The sequence below is a fragment of the Amycolatopsis keratiniphila genome, assembly GCF_000400635.2.
Classification (GTDB): Bacteria; Actinomycetota; Actinomycetes; order Mycobacteriales; family Pseudonocardiaceae; genus Amycolatopsis; species Amycolatopsis keratiniphila.
In genome coordinates, this window is record NC_021252.1 from 50,547 (window position 1) to 65,895 (window position 15,349).

Annotated in this window: 13 protein-coding genes and 1 pseudogene; 12 read left to right on the plus strand and 2 right to left on the minus strand. The window is 68.3% G+C overall.

Annotated elements, in window-relative coordinates; all coding sequences use genetic code 11:
• Positions 1–110: 110 nt before the first annotated feature.
• From AORI_RS82110 to AORI_RS41235, 5 genes and pseudogenes are all read left to right on the plus strand, one after another.
• A pseudogene (locus AORI_RS82110) lies at positions 111–3,348 on the plus strand (penicillin acylase family protein).
• A gap of 25 nt (positions 3,349–3,373) precedes the next feature.
• Positions 3,374–4,414 carry a trans-sulfuration enzyme family protein gene (locus tag AORI_RS41220; protein WP_016330508.1) on the plus strand — a complete coding sequence of 347 codons (1,041 nt, stop codon included), beginning with the start codon at positions 3,374–3,376 and terminating at the stop codon, positions 4,412–4,414.
• 9 nt (positions 4,415–4,423) lie between these two features.
• A complete protein-coding gene (locus tag AORI_RS41225) occupies positions 4,424–4,756 on the plus strand; it encodes a hypothetical protein (RefSeq protein ID WP_016330509.1) in 333 nt (110 codons plus the stop codon).
• A gap of 449 nt (positions 4,757–5,205) precedes the next feature.
• The gene (locus tag AORI_RS41230) at positions 5,206–5,871 is read left to right on the plus strand and encodes a hypothetical protein (protein ID WP_123798225.1); all 666 of its coding nucleotides are present in this window, start codon (positions 5,206–5,208) and stop codon (positions 5,869–5,871) included.
• Between the two features lie 3 nt (positions 5,872–5,874).
• Positions 5,875–6,477: a class F sortase gene (locus tag AORI_RS41235; RefSeq protein WP_016330511.1), complete on the plus strand. Its 603-nt coding sequence runs from the start codon at positions 5,875–5,877 to the stop codon at positions 6,475–6,477.
• 72 nt (positions 6,478–6,549) lie between these two features.
• On the opposite strand, the gene AORI_RS41240 is transcribed toward AORI_RS41235, so the two are convergent.
• Entirely contained in the window at positions 6,550–7,605 is a 1,056-nt protein-coding gene (locus tag AORI_RS41240) for a patatin-like phospholipase family protein (RefSeq protein ID WP_016330512.1), read from the minus strand.
• A gap of 21 nt (positions 7,606–7,626) precedes the next feature.
• Positions 7,627–8,370, minus strand: a complete 744-nt coding sequence (locus AORI_RS41245) for a FadR/GntR family transcriptional regulator (protein WP_016330513.1) — start codon at positions 8,368–8,370, stop codon at positions 7,627–7,629.
• Positions 8,371–8,430: 60 nt separating this feature from the next.
• Here AORI_RS41245 and AORI_RS41250 point away from each other — a divergent pair, with 60 nt between their 5' ends.
• From AORI_RS41250 to AORI_RS41280, 7 genes are read left to right on the plus strand one after another with little or no spacing between them, the layout of a single operon-like run.
• Positions 8,431–9,921 carry an ABC transporter substrate-binding protein gene (locus AORI_RS41250; RefSeq protein WP_046199747.1) on the plus strand — a complete coding sequence of 497 codons (1,491 nt, stop codon included), beginning with the start codon at positions 8,431–8,433 and terminating at the stop codon, positions 9,919–9,921.
• Positions 9,918–10,862, plus strand: coding sequence for an ABC transporter permease (locus tag AORI_RS41255; protein ID WP_016330515.1), 945 nt, complete (start codon positions 9,918–9,920; stop codon positions 10,860–10,862). Before AORI_RS41250 ends, AORI_RS41255 begins: the two co-directional genes overlap by 4 nt.
• Positions 10,862–11,674, plus strand: coding sequence for an ABC transporter permease (locus AORI_RS41260; RefSeq protein WP_016330516.1), 813 nt, complete (start codon positions 10,862–10,864; stop codon positions 11,672–11,674). The genes AORI_RS41255 and AORI_RS41260 overlap by 1 nt, the downstream gene beginning before the upstream one ends.
• Complete coding sequence (locus AORI_RS41265) at positions 11,671–12,408, plus strand: ABC transporter ATP-binding protein (RefSeq protein WP_016330517.1); 738 nt, start codon at positions 11,671–11,673, stop codon at positions 12,406–12,408. Before AORI_RS41260 ends, AORI_RS41265 begins: the two co-directional genes overlap by 4 nt.
• Positions 12,405–13,175, plus strand: a complete 771-nt coding sequence (locus AORI_RS41270) for an ABC transporter ATP-binding protein (protein WP_016330518.1) — start codon at positions 12,405–12,407, stop codon at positions 13,173–13,175. Before AORI_RS41265 ends, AORI_RS41270 begins: the two co-directional genes overlap by 4 nt.
• Positions 13,168–14,589, plus strand: a complete 1,422-nt coding sequence (locus AORI_RS41275) for an aldehyde dehydrogenase family protein (RefSeq protein WP_016330519.1) — start codon at positions 13,168–13,170, stop codon at positions 14,587–14,589. Before AORI_RS41270 ends, AORI_RS41275 begins: the two co-directional genes overlap by 8 nt.
• Complete coding sequence (locus AORI_RS41280) at positions 14,586–15,344, plus strand: SDR family NAD(P)-dependent oxidoreductase (RefSeq protein WP_016330520.1); 759 nt, start codon at positions 14,586–14,588, stop codon at positions 15,342–15,344. The genes AORI_RS41275 and AORI_RS41280 overlap by 4 nt, the downstream gene beginning before the upstream one ends.
• The last annotated feature ends 5 nt before the right edge of the window (positions 15,345–15,349 follow it).

Below are 15,349 nucleotides of genomic sequence, written 5' to 3' on the forward strand. Positions count from 1 at the left end.
CGCAGGGCGAGTGTTCCGCCGAACGGTGGCAAGAACGCGAATAGTCTTCACAAATTTGGATACCCGTGGGTAGTGTGCGCCTCGTCACTCTCCGACGACGGAGGTCTTTCATGCGACGAGGCATACGGGTCTTGACGACGCTGGCGGGGCTGACGCTGGTGGCGGGCACCGTTCCGGCACTGCAGGCGAACGCCGCGGAAGCGCCACAGAACTCGGTGGTGGCGGCCGCGCTCGACGACTACTGCGGCGGCCAGTGCGGTGACATCCTCCCGCCCGGCACCAAGGGGAACGCCACGCTCGCCGAGATCCTGGCGCACAAGGCGTTCGGCACCCGGCCCGCGCATTCGGCCGATCAGCTCGGCAAATACGCCTCGCTCGCCGACGGCTACAAGACACTGACCACGGACAAGATCAACCAGTTCTTCAACGACGCCTCGTTCGGGGTTCCGTCCGGGCAGGTCGAGAGCACGATCAAACCGCGCTCGGACGTGACGATCACCCGCGACAAGGCGACCGGTGTGCCCCGGATCGTCGGCACCACGCGGCCCGGCACGATGTACGGCGCCGGATACGCCGCCGCGCAGGACCGCCTGTGGCTGATGGACATCATGCGCCGCGTCGGCCGCGGCCAGCTGACCTCGTTCGCCGGTGGCGCGCAGGGCAACCGCGAACTCGAGCAGAGCTTCTTCTCCTCGGCGCCGTACACCGAACAGGAACTCCAGAAGCAGATCGACAATGCCGCGGCCAGCGGCCCGCGCGGCGCGCAGGGCAAGGCCGACGCCGAGGCTTACGTGCAGGGCGTCAACAAGTACATCTCCGACGCGCACGGCGGCCGCTACTTCCCCGGCGAGTACGTGCTCACCGGGCACGTCGACGCGATCACGAACGCCGGGACGATCGAGCCGTTCAAGCTCACCGACCTCGTCGTGCTCGCCGCCGTCGTCGGGGCGCAGTTCGGCGCCGGCGGTGGCGGCGAGGTGCAGAACGCCATCGCGAAGATGGCGATGCAGGAGAAGTACGGCCTCGAACAAGGCGACAAGGTCTGGCGGAGCCTGCGGTCCGAGGACGATCCCGAGACCGTGAAGACCCTCCACAATGGACAGACGTTCGACTACGGCAAGGCGCCGTCGAACCCGCAGGGCGCGGCGATGCCGGACAAGGGTTCGGTCACCGGGCAGCAGCTGGTCTTCGACCCGACCGGTTCCGCCGGCACGGCGACGCCCGCCAAGGTGGACGTTCCGGCGCCCGAGGACCAGAAGGCCGTCCGCGGCATCTTCGACGACGGTGTCCTGCCGGGGAACCTGCTGTCGGAGAAGCACGGCATGTCCAACGCGCTGGTGGTGTCCGGCGCCAAGACCGCGAGCGGTCACCCGGTCGCCGTCTTCGGCCCGCAGGCCGGCTACTTCGCGCCGCAACTGCTGATGCTGCAGGAGATCCAGGGCCCGGGGATCAGCGCTCGCGGCGCCTCGTTCGCGGGGATCAGCATGTACGTGCTGCTCGGCCGCGGAAAGGACTACTCGTGGAGCGCGACTTCGGCGTCGCAGGACATCATCGACACCTACGCCGTCGAACTGTGCGAGCAGAACGGCTCCGCGCCGACGAAGAACTCCAACTTCTACCGCTTCCGCGGCCAGTGCCTGCCGTTCGAGATCGTCGAACGCAAGAACGCGTGGAAGCCCACGGTCGCCGACGGGACGGCCGAAGGCTCGTACACGCTGCGCAGCTTCCGCACCAAGTACGGGCCGGTGACGAGCCGGGCGCTGGTCGGCGGGAAGCCGGTGGCGTACGCGTCGCTGCGGTCGACGTTCCAGCACGAGATCGACACCATCATCGGCTTCCAGAAGTTCAACGACCCGGACGCGATCAAGTCCGCGCAGGACTTCCAGGCCGCGGCGGCCGACGTCAACCAGACCTACAACTGGTTCTACGCCGATTCACGTGACGTCGCGTACTTCAACTCCGGCTCGAACCCCGTCCGCAATCCGAACGTCGACCCGGCCATGCCGGTGAAGGCCGACGCCGGATTCGACTGGCAGGGCTGGAATCCCGACGGCAACCTCGCGAACTACACGCCGTCTTCGCAGCACCCGCAGTCGATCAACCAGGACTACTACATCAGCTGGAACAACGCGCAGGCCAGCGGTTACGCAGCCAGCGGCGCGGACAAGAGTTCCGTGCACCGCGGCGATCTGATCGACGCGCGCGTCAAGAAGATGGTCTCCAGCGGCACCAAGGTGACGCGGGTGAACCTCACGCAGGCCATGGAGGAGGCGGCGCTGGCCGACCTCCGCGCGGAGAAGGTGCTGCCGGAACTGTTCAAGGTGATCGACAAGGCGCCGGTGACCGGCCCCGCCGCGGACGCGGTGGCGAAGCTCAAGACCTGGCTCGCCGCGGGAGGTCTGCGCTCGGAGACCGCGCCGGGCAGCAAGGTCTACGCCAACGCCGACGCGATCCGCATCATGGACGCCTGGTGGCCGCTGCTGGTCAACGCCCAGTTCAAACCCGGTATGGGTGACGCCGCCTATGGCGCCATGGTCGGCGTGCTGAAGATCAACGAGTCGCCTTCGGGCTGGCAGAACGAGGTTCCCGGCAAGCACGTCGGCCAGGGGCACGCCGGTTCGTCGTACCAGTCCGGCTGGTGGGGCTACGTGCACAAGGACATCCGTTCGGTCCTCGGGCAGAACGTGGCCGGTCCGCTCGCCGTGAAGTACTGCGGTGGCGGCGATGTCACCGCCTGCCGTCAGGTGCTGCTCGACTCGCTGACGCAGGCGGCCGCGCAGCCCGCGAACACCGTGTACCCCGGCGACGGCGACTGCGCCGCGGGCGACCAGTGGTGCGCCGACACGATCATCCACCGCGCGCTCGGCGGCATCACGCAGGACAAGATGAGCACCCAGAACCGGCCGACCTTCCAGCAGGTCGTGGAATTCCCGGCGAAACGCGGCGACAACATCGCCAACCTCGCCACCGGCCGGTCGGTGAGCGCGAGCAGCCACGAGACCGGCTGGTACAACTCGCCGCCGTCCAACGCGATCGACGTCGACCTGTCGACCCGTTGGGCCAGTGACTGGAGCGACAACCAGTCGATCACCGTCGATCTCGGTTCGGTGCAGCGCGTCTCCCGCGTGGTCCTGCGATGGGAATCCGCGTACGGGAAGGGCGTACAAGGTGCAGGTCTCGTCCGACGGCACGAACTGGCGGGACGCGGCGTCCATAGTGGACGGAAACGGCGGAACGGACAACGTCGCGTTCGAGGCGGTGGACGGGCGCTATGTCCGGATGGCCGGTGTCCAGCGCGGGACGAAGTACGGCTACTCCCTCTACGAGTTCGAGGTGTACGCCCACTGACGAGGGCACGGTTTACGGTGGCGGGGTGGACACGAACGACTGGTCACCCCGCACCCTCGCCGTCGCCGCCGGACGTCCGGAGGGGCCCGGCGAGCCGCTGAACGTGCCGATCGTCGCGGCGAGCACCTTCGACGCCGGCGCCGACCGCGCGTACTCGCGGCAGGACGGCACGCCGACCTGGGAGGCCCTCGAAGCCGCGATCGGCGCGCTCGAAGGCGGGCACGCCACGGCGTTCGCGTCGGGGATCGCGACGCTCAGCGCGGTCGTCGACACCCTGCCGGTCGGGGCGAAGGTCTGTGTCCCGACGTTCTCCTACGCCGGGTCTCGCGGACTGCTCGCGCACGCGCACGGCACCGGCCGCCTGGTGGTGACCGAGATCGAGCCGGAGGACACGGACGCCTGGGTCGCCGCCGCCGACGCCGACCTGCTCTGGCTCGAATCGCCGACCAACCCGACGCTCGACGTCATCGACATCGAGACGATCGCCGCCGCGGCGAACGGCCTGGTGGCGGTGGACAACACGTTCGCCACGCCGCTCGGTCAGCGCCCGCTGGAGCTCGGTGCCGACATCGTGGTGCACAGCGCGACGAAACTCATCGGCGGCCACAGCGACCTGCTGCTCGGTCTCACCATCGCGGCCGACGAAGGCGTCGCGAAAGCCCTGCGCGACGCGCGCACCAGGCTGGGGTCGACACCGGGAGCACTCGAAGCGTGGCTGGCCCTGCGCGGGCTGCGGACCCTGCCGGTGCGGCTGGCCGAGCAGACCCGCACGGCGAAGCTGCTGGCGACGCGGCTGCTCGACCACCCCGCGATCACCCGGGTGCGGTATCCCGGCTCCGGCACGATGATCGCGTTCGAGCTCCCGGACGCCGAGACCGCGGACAAGGTCATCGGGTCGCTGCGGCTGATCCGCGCCGCCACCAGCCTCGGCGGGGTGGAGAGCCTGGTCGAGCGGCGGGCCTGGATGGCGGGCGACGCCCACGTGCCCGCTGGGCTCGTCCGGTTCAGCGTCGGTCTCGAAGATCCGGAAGATCTCTGGACCGATCTGGCCTCCGCACTCGGCTAGCTTGGGCACGTGGACGAGACGAAACCGCCTCGGCGGCTCGGGCAATGGCTGTGGGGCCTGTTCTGGCTCCTGGTGCTGGGCTTCGTCGCGATCGTCGCGGCGGGCCTGCTGGCCGAACTCGCGGCGACGTCCTGTCCGAGCGACGGGGTCTGGGCCTGCGACGCGGAGAACCGGACCCTCGCCACCTTCATCCCCGGGATCGGGTTCGGCCTCGGCCTCCTGATCGCGGGAGTGGGCGGCGTCCGTGCGGTGCGGAAGCGGACGTCACCGAAGCCCTGGCTGTTCGCCGGGGGCCTCGTCGGCGTGCTGTCGTTCGCCGTGGCCCTGTTCCTGGTGTTCTGATCGTGACCTTCAGGTTGCTCGCCACCGGCATGTACTTCCTGATGGGCAATAGTTCACGAACAGGTACTCCGAAGGTGTGAACCGGCCGGTGACAACGGTCCGAGTAATCACTGTGCGGAATGAGGACGCCCAGAAAAACGGGCCTTTTCCGGCCGGGTCGCGGAAGCGGAAAAAATACTTCCGCAAGGCGGTCGTTCCGGCCCTCCGGGTGTTAACATTCCTTCGTCGCCGCTAGTTTCCCCACCGCGGAGCGACTTTCGGGGCCTTGTATCGGCCATGATCTCGATGGCGTTACCGGTTTTCCCAGTGGTTCTTGTCACCCTCTTTTCACTACATCGGGCGATGCTTTTCCGGCAGTATCACGCTGCCACCCGATCGTGGGATTCCTCGGGGTGGTCGCACGGTGGGGGTCACCGTGTGTTGCGATGCTTTTCCACTGGGAGATCATTTTGAAGAAGACGTTGGGCCGCCTCGCGGGCGCGGTGCTGGCCGGCGCCGTCATCTCGCTGGCCGTGACGCCGGCCGCGCTGGCGCAGGACGAAACGACGACCACGCCCCCCGCACCGACGAGCGAAACGCCCACCACGGCGCCCTCGCCTTCGTGGACCGGTGGCAAGGTGACGTCGGCTTCGCCGGAGTCGAGCGCCCCGGCCTCGTCGTCCTCGCAGCAGCCGACGCCGACCAGCAGCGACAAGCCGACTTCCGGCAAGCCGTCGCCGACCTCCACCTCGGAGAAGCCCACCACCCCGCCGGAGGAGCCCTACGTCGACAACGTCGGCGCGGGTTACATCGGCGACAACGGTGTCGGTGCGCTGGTCATCGCCTGCGAGTCGGGCGAGCCGTCGAACGTTTCGGCGCCGGACTTCGACACCCTGTACAGCAACCAGGCCGAGGACGATGGCCGCTACTGGGTCTACATCGTGAAGGTCAAGAAGTCCTTCAAGGGCAACTCCAGCACCTTCACCTGGACCTGTGACGGCAAGCCGGGCAAGGCCGACATCGAGTTCGAGGCGCCCATCGGCGGCGGCGCGGCCACCCCGGGCAAGCCGGAGAAGCAGGTCAAGTACGCCCCCAAGGGCGGCATCGAGACCGGTTTCGGCGCCACCGCGGCCTGATCGATGTCGACGAAGTTCCTGAGGCGGGGTGGCCGCGCGGTCGCGGCCACCCTCGTTCTTTCCCTCGCCTTGACCGGCTGCGGTTCCGAGGAACCGGCGCCCGCGGCACAGCAGGCCCCGGCGGAATCGACCGTCCCGGTCACGAAGCCGTTCGACGGCGTCCGGCCGACGAATGTCAAGATTCCCAAGATCGGCGCCGAGTCGAACCTGATCGCGGTCGCGATCAACAAGGACGGCAAGATGGCCGTCCCTTCGGCGAAGAAGCCGATGCAGGCCGCGTGGTACCAGCTTTCGCCGGTGCCCGGTGACGTCGGCCCGGCGATCCTGCTCGGCCACGTCGACGGCAACAAGCAGCCGGGCATCTTCTACAAGCTCAAGGACGTCAACCCGGGTGACGAGGTGCTCGTCGACCGCAGCGACGGCAAGAGCCTGAAGTTCGTGGTCGAGAAGAAGGACCAGGTGCCCAAGGACCAGTTCCCCGAGGAAGCGGTCTACGGCAACACGGACAAGCCGCAGCTGCGGCTGATCACCTGTGGCGGTGTCTTCGACAAGGAAGAGCACAGCTACAAGGACAACGTCATCGTCTACGCGAACCTCGTCTCCTGACGAGCGCCATGAAAGGTCCTTTCCTTGCAAAATTTGCGAGGAAAGGACCTTTCCTTGCATTCGGGGACGCGCTCAACCCACCCCGGCGCCCGGGAACGGGAACCCGCCCGGAGCCGCGGCCTCGGTGTCGACCCACTTCCGCATCCCCGCGTCACAGGCCGCGTAACCCCAGTTGATCAACCGCTCCTGCAGCACTTCCGGCAGTTTCGTCAGGCGCGTCGGGGTTTCCGCCAGTACGTGCGTGCGCTCGGCGGGCGCCGTCAGCGAGTCTTCGAGCTGGAAGTTCGCGAGATCGACGTAAGACCCCCAGTAGGCGCCGGCGAAATCCTTCTCCACGTAGGACTTCAGCAGCGCGCCGCGGCGCAGTTCGCGCACCTGGTTGTCGATCACGTCGAGGACGCGCAGCAGCTGCCGCCCCCAGTCGCGTTTGACGTTGCGCGTGACCTTCATCCGCTTGCCCGCGTCGCTCACCAGCACGGTCGCGTGCCCTTCGACCGGGTCCAGGCCGAGGTTGTCGTAGACGCCGGCGTCGCTCAGCACGATCTTGCGTTTCCGCTCGGCGGAATGCGGATCCTGGATCACCACGGGTGAAAGCATCGGCGGGAACGCCGAAGACGCCGCCACCGCCGTCGCGAGCGGGATGTTCCCGTGCGGGCCGTTCTGCCGGAAGAACCACCACAGCGCGCCGTCCTGGAGGTTCGTCGCGGTGAAGACGAACTGCGGCCCCGTCGGGTCGATGTCCTTCAGGCAGCAGTCGCCGAACAGGTGTTTCGCGTACACCCGCGCGAGCTCTTCGCCGGCACTCCGCCAGGGCATGGCCATGGCGAGCAGGGTGACCGGGATGTCGAGCCGTTTGCGGGCCAGGTTCCGGATCGGTGCGACCACCTTGTCGGAGAAGTTGTCCGCGACACCGTTTTCGAACTTCAGCTCCGCCCAGGCGTGCGCGAGCACGCCGGCCGCGATCGAGCCGCCCGAAACGCTGGAGAACGTCGAGATCTTCGACAGCCAGCCGAGTTCGTTGAGCCGCCACAGGGCTCCGGTGTGGAACAACATCGCGCGGTAGCCGCCGCCGGACAGCGCGAGACCGACGCCTTGCCGGGTGGCCGAAGCTTTGTTGGTATCCCCCACCTGAGTGAGTGTAGGGGTGGGTCAAGCGAGCAGTGGCTGCAAGAGACGTCGTTGTTCTTCGGGGACGTACTCGGCGTAGTTGTCGTAGAGCGCCCGCTTCGCCAGCCGCGAAGCGCGCTCGCCGTCGGAGGCGCGGATCGCGCCCAGCACCTCTTCGTGATGCGTCAGCCAGCTGCGCATCAACGCCGTCCGGTCGTCGGCGTGCTCCAGTTTGTCCTCGATGAGTTCCAGTACGACGCCGCGGACGACCTCGCCGCTGATCACCAGCAGCGGATTCCCCGTCGCACGGGCGATGGCCTCGTGGAACGCGACGTCCGCGTGCGAGAACTCCGCGAATCCCTTCGAGACGCCCTCGCGCATCGCCTCCAGCGCGGCATCCAGTTCGGCGAGATGCTCCTCCGTCCTGAGCTGCGCGGCGAGCAGATGTGCGGAACCGTCGAGCACCATGCGGAACTGCAGGAGTTCGGACAACCCGAGATGGTCGGCCCGCGCGAGCCGGTGCATCGACCGGTGCAACGCGGCGGGGGAGGCGGCCAGAACCTCGGGACCGCGCGGGTCTCCGGGCCGCGAGCGGATCATTTCCGCTGCTTGCAGTACACGCAGCGCCTCGCGCACGGTCGAGCGGCCGACGCCGAACTGGACCATCAGCTCGCGTTCGCTCGGCAGCCGGTCACCCGGTTTGATCCGGCCGCTGAACACGGCCTCCTCGATCTGTTCGACGACACGCTGGTACGCGCGGACAGGGGCGACCGGCTCGAATTCCATCTTGACCCTGCCGTCTCGTCTGGTTTACTGGTCCGACCAGTCTACCGGTCAGGGGGCAGGATGAAAGCCCGGATTCACGCGGCAGTGGTGGCGTTCCTGCTGGTGGCGTCCGGCTGTTCCGCCGGTTCGAGTGCCACGGTGGCCAAGGATCCGGGCACGCTCGCGATCGGTTACACCGCCGAACCCGCCAACTTCGACTTCACCCGGACGGACGGCGCCGCCATCCCGCAGGCCTTGCTCTACAACGTCTACGAGGGCCTGGTGAAGCTCGACGCGAACGCGAAGATCGTGCCGCTGCTGGCCGAATCGTGGACGGTGTCGGAAGACCGCAAGACCTACGATTTCAAGCTCCGGAAGAACGCGAAGTTCAGCAACGGGGCGCCGTTCACCGCCGAGGACGTCAAGTTCTCGCTGATGCGCGTGAAGACCGACTGGACCGTGTCGATCAAGTCCACAATGGACGTCGTCGACCGGGTCGACGTGGTGGCGCCGGACCACGCGCGGGTCGTGCTCACGAAACCCAGCAACGGCTGGCTGTTCAGCCTCACCAGCCGTCTCGGCGCGATGTTCAGCCCGACCGGGGTCGCGGATCTGGCCAACAAGCCGGTCGGGACGGGGCCGTACACGGTGTCCTCGCGACGCCGGGGCGACTCCATCGTGCTCAAGCAGAATCCCGCGTACTGGGGCATGAAACCGGCCTACTCCACGGTGGTCCTCAAGTACATCAAGGATCCAACGGCGCTCAACAACGCCTTGCTCAGCAACGGGATCGACGTCATCTCCGCGATCACCGTGCCGGACTCGATCCCGCAGTTCCAGAGCGACGACCGGTTCACCGTCGTCGAAGGCACCACCAACAGTGAGGTCACGCTCGCGTTCAACAACGCGCGCCCGCCGCTGAACGACGTCCGGGTGCGGCGAGCGCTGTCGTACGCGATCGACCGGAAAGCGTTGCTGGACACGGCCTGGGCCGGCCGAGGCACGCTCATCGGCAGCATGGTCCCGCCGACGGACCCCTGGTACGAAGACCTGTCGAACGCGTATCCGTTCAATCCCGCGAAGGCGAAAGCGCTGCTCGCGGAAGCGGGCCAACCGAATCCTTCACTGCGGCTGCGGATCCCGAACCTGCCGTACGCGGTTTCGGCCGCACAGGTGGTGTCCTCGCAACTGGCGGACGTCGGGGTCACGGTGACGATCGAGCCGCTGGACTTCCCGGCGGTGTGGCTCAAGCAGGTCTTCACCGACCACGACTACGACCTGTCGATCATCCAGCACGTCGAGGCGCGCGACATCGTCACCTTCGGCAGGCCCAAGTACTACTGGGGTTACGACGGCAAGCCCGTCCAGCAGAACCTGGCGAAGGCCGACGCCGGAACGCCCCAGGAGCAGATCGACGCGATGCGCCAGGTCGCGCGGCGGCTGTCCGAGGACGCCGCCGCGGACTGGCTTTTCCTGTTCCCCAACGTGATCGTGGCGAAGAACAAGGTGACCGGGTTCGTCCGCAACCAGGTCAGCGAGTCCTTCGATCTCACGGGATTGGCGCCGCGATGACGGTCAAGATCGTGCGCCGCGTGGCGATCCTGGTGGCCAGTGTGCTGGTCGCGTCCATCGTGGTGTTCCTGTTCATGGCCGTGCTGCCGGGCGATCCGGCGCAGGTCGCGCTCGGCGTCAACGCGACGCCGGAACTGATCGCGAAGACGCGCGCCGAATTCGGCATCGACAGGCCGCTCGCGACGCAGTACTTCGACTGGATCGGCGGTGTCCTGCAAGGCGACTTCGGCCGTTCGTACGTCACCCGCGAGGAGATCGGCCCGGCGCTGACCGACCGCCTCGGCGTCACGTTGTGGCTGGTCGGGGCCGGGATGCTGGTGGCGTTGCTGATCGCCGTCCCGGCCGGGACGTTCGCCGCGGTGCGGCACCGGAAGGCCGACGGCACCGCGCTTTCCGGGCTGTCGCAGATCGGCGTCGCGATCCCCGCGTTCCTCGCCGGCATCATCCTGGTGCAGATCTTCGCGGTGCAGTTGCGCTGGCTGCCCTCCGGCGGCTGGACACCGCCGGTGCAGGATCCGGGCGAATTCCTCCGCGGTCTGGTCCTCCCCGCGCTGTCGCTGGGGCTGGTGCAGGGCGCGGTGCTCACGCGCTATGTCCGGTCGGCCGTGCTCGACACGCTCGGCCAGGACTACCTGCGCACGGCGCGCTCCAAGGGGCTGCGGCCGTTCCAAGCCTTGTTCCGCCACGGGCTGCGCAACGCCGCCGTGCCGGTGGTGACGGTGCTCGGGCTGCAACTTTCGACGCTGCTGATCGGTGCCGTCGTCGTCGAGCGCGTGTTCGTCCTGCCGGGGCTGGGCAGCATGCTGCTCGACTCGGTGGCGTCGCGGGACCTGTTGTCCGTGCAGGGGATCGTGCTGGTCCTGGTGGTCGGTGTGCTGCTGGTGAACTTCGTGGTCGACGTCCTGTACACGGTGCTCGACCCGAGATTGCGGGGTTCCTGATGCGTAACCGCAGTCTCCTCGTCGGCGGTGTCCTGGTCGCGTTGATCGTCGTCGCCGCGCTGCTTTCGTTCGTGTGGACGCCGTTCGACCCGGTGAAGGTCGACGCGGCCAACCGGCTGCACGATTTCAGCGGCTCGAACCCGCTCGGCACCGACAGCTTCGGCCGCGACGTGCTCAGCCAGATCATGGTCGGCGCGCGGACGACGCTGTACGTCGGCGTGGTCGCGGTCGGGATCGCCGCGCTGATCGGGACGCCGCTCGGGATCCTCGCCGGGATGTCGTCGCGGTGGCTCGGCGAATTCGTCATGCGGGTCAACGATCTCGTGCTCGCGTTCCCCGCGTTGCTGCTGGCGATCATGTTCGGCGCGGTGTTCGGGGCGGACACGCTGACCGCGATGGTGGCGATCGGCATCGCGACCATCCCGTCGTTCGCGCGGATCGCGCGTTCGGGCACGCTGCAGGTGATGAGCAGCGAGTTCGTGCTGGCCGCGCGGTCGGCGGGCCGGTCACGGCTGAACATCGCCGCACGGCACGTGCTGCCGAACATCTCCGGGCTGCTGATCGTGCAGGCGTCGGTGTCGTTCGCGATCGCCGTGCTCGCGGAAGCGGCGTTGTCGTTCCTCGGCTTCGGCACGCGGCCGCCGACCCCGTCGTGGGGCCGTATGCTCCAGGAATCCCAGGTGTTCCTGACCCTGCATCCGCGGCTCGCGCTCGTGCCCGGTGTCGCGATCGCCATCGCCGTCCTCGGCTTCAATTTGCTCGGCGACGGCCTGCGTGATCGTCTCGATCCCCGATTGGCGGCGCGGCTATGACACTGCGGGCAGACGGTCTCGGCATCGGCGGCCTGGTCCGCGACGTCTCGTTCGATATCGCGCGCGGTGAGCGTGTCGGGTTGATCGGCGAGTCCGGTTCCGGGAAGTCGTTGACGGCCTTGTCGATCATGGGGCTGCTGCCCGAAGAGCTCGCCGCCTCCGGATCGGTGAAACTCGACGGCCGCGAGCTCCTCGGCGCGCCGGAGAAGGAGCTGTCGCGGTTGCGCGGCAACGAACTCTCGATGGTGTTCCAGGAGCCGATGACCGCGCTGAACCCGGCGATGCGGGTCGGTGCGCAGGTGGCCGAGCCGATGCGGATCCATCGCAAGAGCGGGAAGGATCCCGAGTCCTTGCTGGCGTCCGTCGGATTGCCCGGGGTCGCTCGCGCGTATCCGCATCAGCTGTCCGGCGGGCAGCGGCAACGTGTCGTCCTCGCGATCGCGCTGGCCAACGACCCGAAGCTGCTGATCTGCGACGAGCCGACGACGGCTTTGGACGTCACCGTGCAGGCGCAGATCCTGGAACTGATCCTCGACGGCGTGCGGGAGCGGGAGAGCGCGCTGCTGTTCATCACGCACGACCTCGCCGTCGTGGCGTCGGTGTGCGAGCGGGTGCTGGTGATGCTGGACGGCGAGATCGTCGAAGCCGGTACCACCCGCGACGTCCTCACCGCGCCACAGCACGAATACACGAAGAAGCTGTTGGCCGCTTCGGATCTGGAGGCGAGCCGATGATGATCTCGGTGCGGGATCTCGAACGTCGTTACACCCGGCGTGATGTGCATGCGTTGCGCGGAGTGTCGTTCGACGTCGAGGCCGGTCAGCGGTTCGGCATCGTCGGCGAATCCGGTTCGGGAAAGTCCACTTTGGTCAGATTGCTGGCCGCGCTCGACAAGCCGACGGCGGGCAGCGTCTCGTTCCAGGGCAAACGCGTGGACACGTTGCCGGAGCGCAAACTCGGCTTCCTGCGGTCGGAACTGCAGATCGTCTTCCAGGATCCGATGGGTTCGCTCGATCCGCGGATGCGGGTGCGCGACATCATCTCCGAACCGCTGGGCCGACGGGATCCCGCGCGGGTTTTGGAGCTGCTGAAGGCCGTCGGGCTGCCCGAGGACGCGGCCGGCCGCTATCCGCACCAGTTCTCCGGCGGGCAACGGCAGCGCATCTCGATCGCGCGGGCACTCGCGCCGAATCCGCGCGTCCTCATCGCGGACGAGCCGGTGAGCGCGCTCGACGTCTCGGTGCGGAAGCAGATCCTCGACCTGCTCGCGTCGCTGGTCGAGCTGTATTCGCTGACGCTGATCTTCGTCTCGCACGATCTCGGTGTGGTGCGGCACGTCTGCGACCGGGTCGCGGTGATGAGGCGCGGCGAGATCGTCGAGATGGGCGACGTCGACCAGGTCTACGACGCGCCGGAACACGAGTACACCAGGGAACTGCTGGCGGCCGCGCCGAATCTGCGGGCCGAACTGGCGCGGCTGAGGGGAGGGGACGATGCCTGAATATCCGGAAGGCTTGCCGATCGGTGACGGCTGGGTGTCCACTATGGACACGTTGCCGGTGAACTTCCCGTTCGACGGGAGTGAGATCGGCCGGGCGCCGGTCGGGACGCCGGAGCTGGCCACGCGGGCGATCGACGAGGCGGTCGCGGTGTTCAAGCAGGTCGCGGCCCTGCCGTCGCGGACCCGCCGGTCGCTCCTGAACGACGTCGCCGCGGCTCTGGAAGCGCGGCGCTCCGACTTCGAGCAGCTTCTGGTGCTGGAGACCGGAAAGCCGCTGGTCGACTGCCGCGTCGAGGTCGCCCGCACGATCGTCACCTGGCAGGCCGCCGCCGAGGAGGTCTCGCGGCTGCACGGCGAGACCGTCCCGCTCGACCTGCTGCCGTCCGGCGACGGGCTGGTCGGCTTCTGGAAACGCAAGCCGATCGGGGTGGTGGTCGGCATCGCCGGATTCAACTATCCGCTGCTCCTGGCGTCGCACAAGATCGCGCCCGCCATCGCGGCGGGCTGCCCGGTGGTGGTGAAACCCGCGCCGCAGACGCCGTTGGCGACGTTGTGGCTGGTGCATCTGGTGCGTTCGCTGACCGACCTGCCCGCGATGGTCCAGCTGGTCACCGGGGACGCGGCCGTCGGCTCGGCGCTGGTCACGGACCGGCGGGTCGGCGCGGTGTCGTTCACCGGATCCGCGCTGGTCGGGCACCGGATCGCGCGCGACGCCGCACCCACGAAGACGTTGCTGGAGCTGGGTTCCAACGCGGCACTGGTGGTCGCGGAGGACGCGGATCTCGACGCGGCGGCGGACGCCGTGCTGCGCGGCGGGTTCTACGCGTCCGGGCAGGCCTGCATCTCGGTGCAGCGGGTGCTGGTCGTGGACGCCGTCGCCGAGGAGTTCACCGAGCGGGTGCTCGCGCGGCTCGGCGAGGTCGTCACCGGTGATCCGCGCGACGAGAAGACGCGGGTGTCGGCGCTGATCGATCCGGGGTCCACCAGGCGCGTTCAGGAGTGGGTCGACAAAGCCACTTCGGCCGGTGCGCGGCTGGTCGGAGGCGGTGTCGAGGGCACGGTGATCCGGCCGACCGTGCTGCTCGACGTGCCCGACGGCCTCGAATGCTGGGACGAGGAGATCTTCGGTCCCGTGGTCTGTCTCCGCACCGTGTCCTCTGTGGACGAAGCGTTCGAGGCGGTCAACGCGTCGCGTTACGGGCTGCACGCCTCGGTGTTCAGCACGTCGTTGAAGACGGCGTTCCGCGCGCTCGACGAACTCGAAGTCGGCGGTGTGGTGGTCAACGAGGTGCCCGGTTTCCGGTCCGACACCATGCCGTACGGCGGTGTGAAGGATTCCGGGATCGGGCGGGAAGGGCCGCGGTTCGCGGTCGAAGAACTGACCGTGACGAGAATGGCGGTGCTGCGCCCGTGAGCTACGAGAACCTGTTCCGGCTCGACGGAAAGCGAGCCGTCGTCCTCGGCGGTGGCAGCGGGATCGGCCGCGAATCCGCCAAGGCGCTGGCCGCACACGGCGCCGAGGTGATCGTCGCGGACCGCGATGTCGCCGCCGCCAAGGAAACCGGCGTTGGCGAGGCGTACGAGGTCGACCTGCTCTCGGAGGGCGCGGCCGCCCGTGCGGCCGCGGAGCTCGGCGAGATCGACGTCGTCGTGCTGACCGCCGCCACCAACGTGCGCAAACGGCTGCTGGAGTACACGCGCGAGGAATTCGACCGGGTGCTCGCGCTGAACCTCGGCGCGACCTTCGAGGTCGTGCGCGCGTTCGGCGCCGGGATGGTCGAGCGCGGACGGGGGAGCATCGTCGGGTTCTCATCGATCCGCGGCACCACCGTCGAGCCCGGCCAAGGCCCGTACGCGGCGACGAAAGCCGGGCTTGTGCAGCTCTTCCGCACGGCCGCGGCGGAGTTCGGTCCGGCGGGGGTTCGGGTCAACGCGATCGCGCCCGGCGTCGTCGAAACCCCGCTGACGGCGCAGATCAAGGCGAATCCGGCCTGGTACGACGCGTACGCGACCAAGGGCGCGCTCGGCCGATGGGCGCGTCCCGACGAACTCGCGGGCGCCGTCGTGTACCTGGCGTCGGACGCGTCGTCGTTCGTCACCGGCTCCGTGCTGGCGGTGGACGGCGGCTGGACCGCGGTCGACGGCCGCTTCGAACCGCCCGCGACGTAAGGAGA

What these genes read in the sequence shown, in the direction of transcription:
- AORI_RS41235 (WP_016330511.1), top strand. Translation starts at nt 5,875, where the DNA reads ATGTCGACGAAGTTCCTGAGGCGGGGTGGCCGCGCGGTCGCGGCCACC.
- AORI_RS41245 (WP_016330513.1), bottom strand. Translation starts at nt 8,370, where the DNA reads ATGGAATTCGAGCCGGTCGCCCCTGTCCGCGCGTACCAGCGTGTCGTC.
- AORI_RS41250 (WP_046199747.1), top strand. Translation starts at nt 8,431, where the DNA reads ATGAAAGCCCGGATTCACGCGGCAGTGGTGGCGTTCCTGCTGGTGGCG.
- AORI_RS41255 (WP_016330515.1), top strand. Translation starts at nt 9,918, where the DNA reads ATGACGGTCAAGATCGTGCGCCGCGTGGCGATCCTGGTGGCCAGTGTG.
- AORI_RS41260 (WP_016330516.1), top strand. Translation starts at nt 10,862, where the DNA reads ATGCGTAACCGCAGTCTCCTCGTCGGCGGTGTCCTGGTCGCGTTGATC.
- AORI_RS41265 (WP_016330517.1), top strand. Translation starts at nt 11,671, where the DNA reads ATGACACTGCGGGCAGACGGTCTCGGCATCGGCGGCCTGGTCCGCGAC.
- AORI_RS41270 (WP_016330518.1), top strand. Translation starts at nt 12,405, where the DNA reads ATGATGATCTCGGTGCGGGATCTCGAACGTCGTTACACCCGGCGTGAT.
- AORI_RS41275 (WP_016330519.1), top strand. Translation starts at nt 13,168, where the DNA reads ATGCCTGAATATCCGGAAGGCTTGCCGATCGGTGACGGCTGGGTGTCC.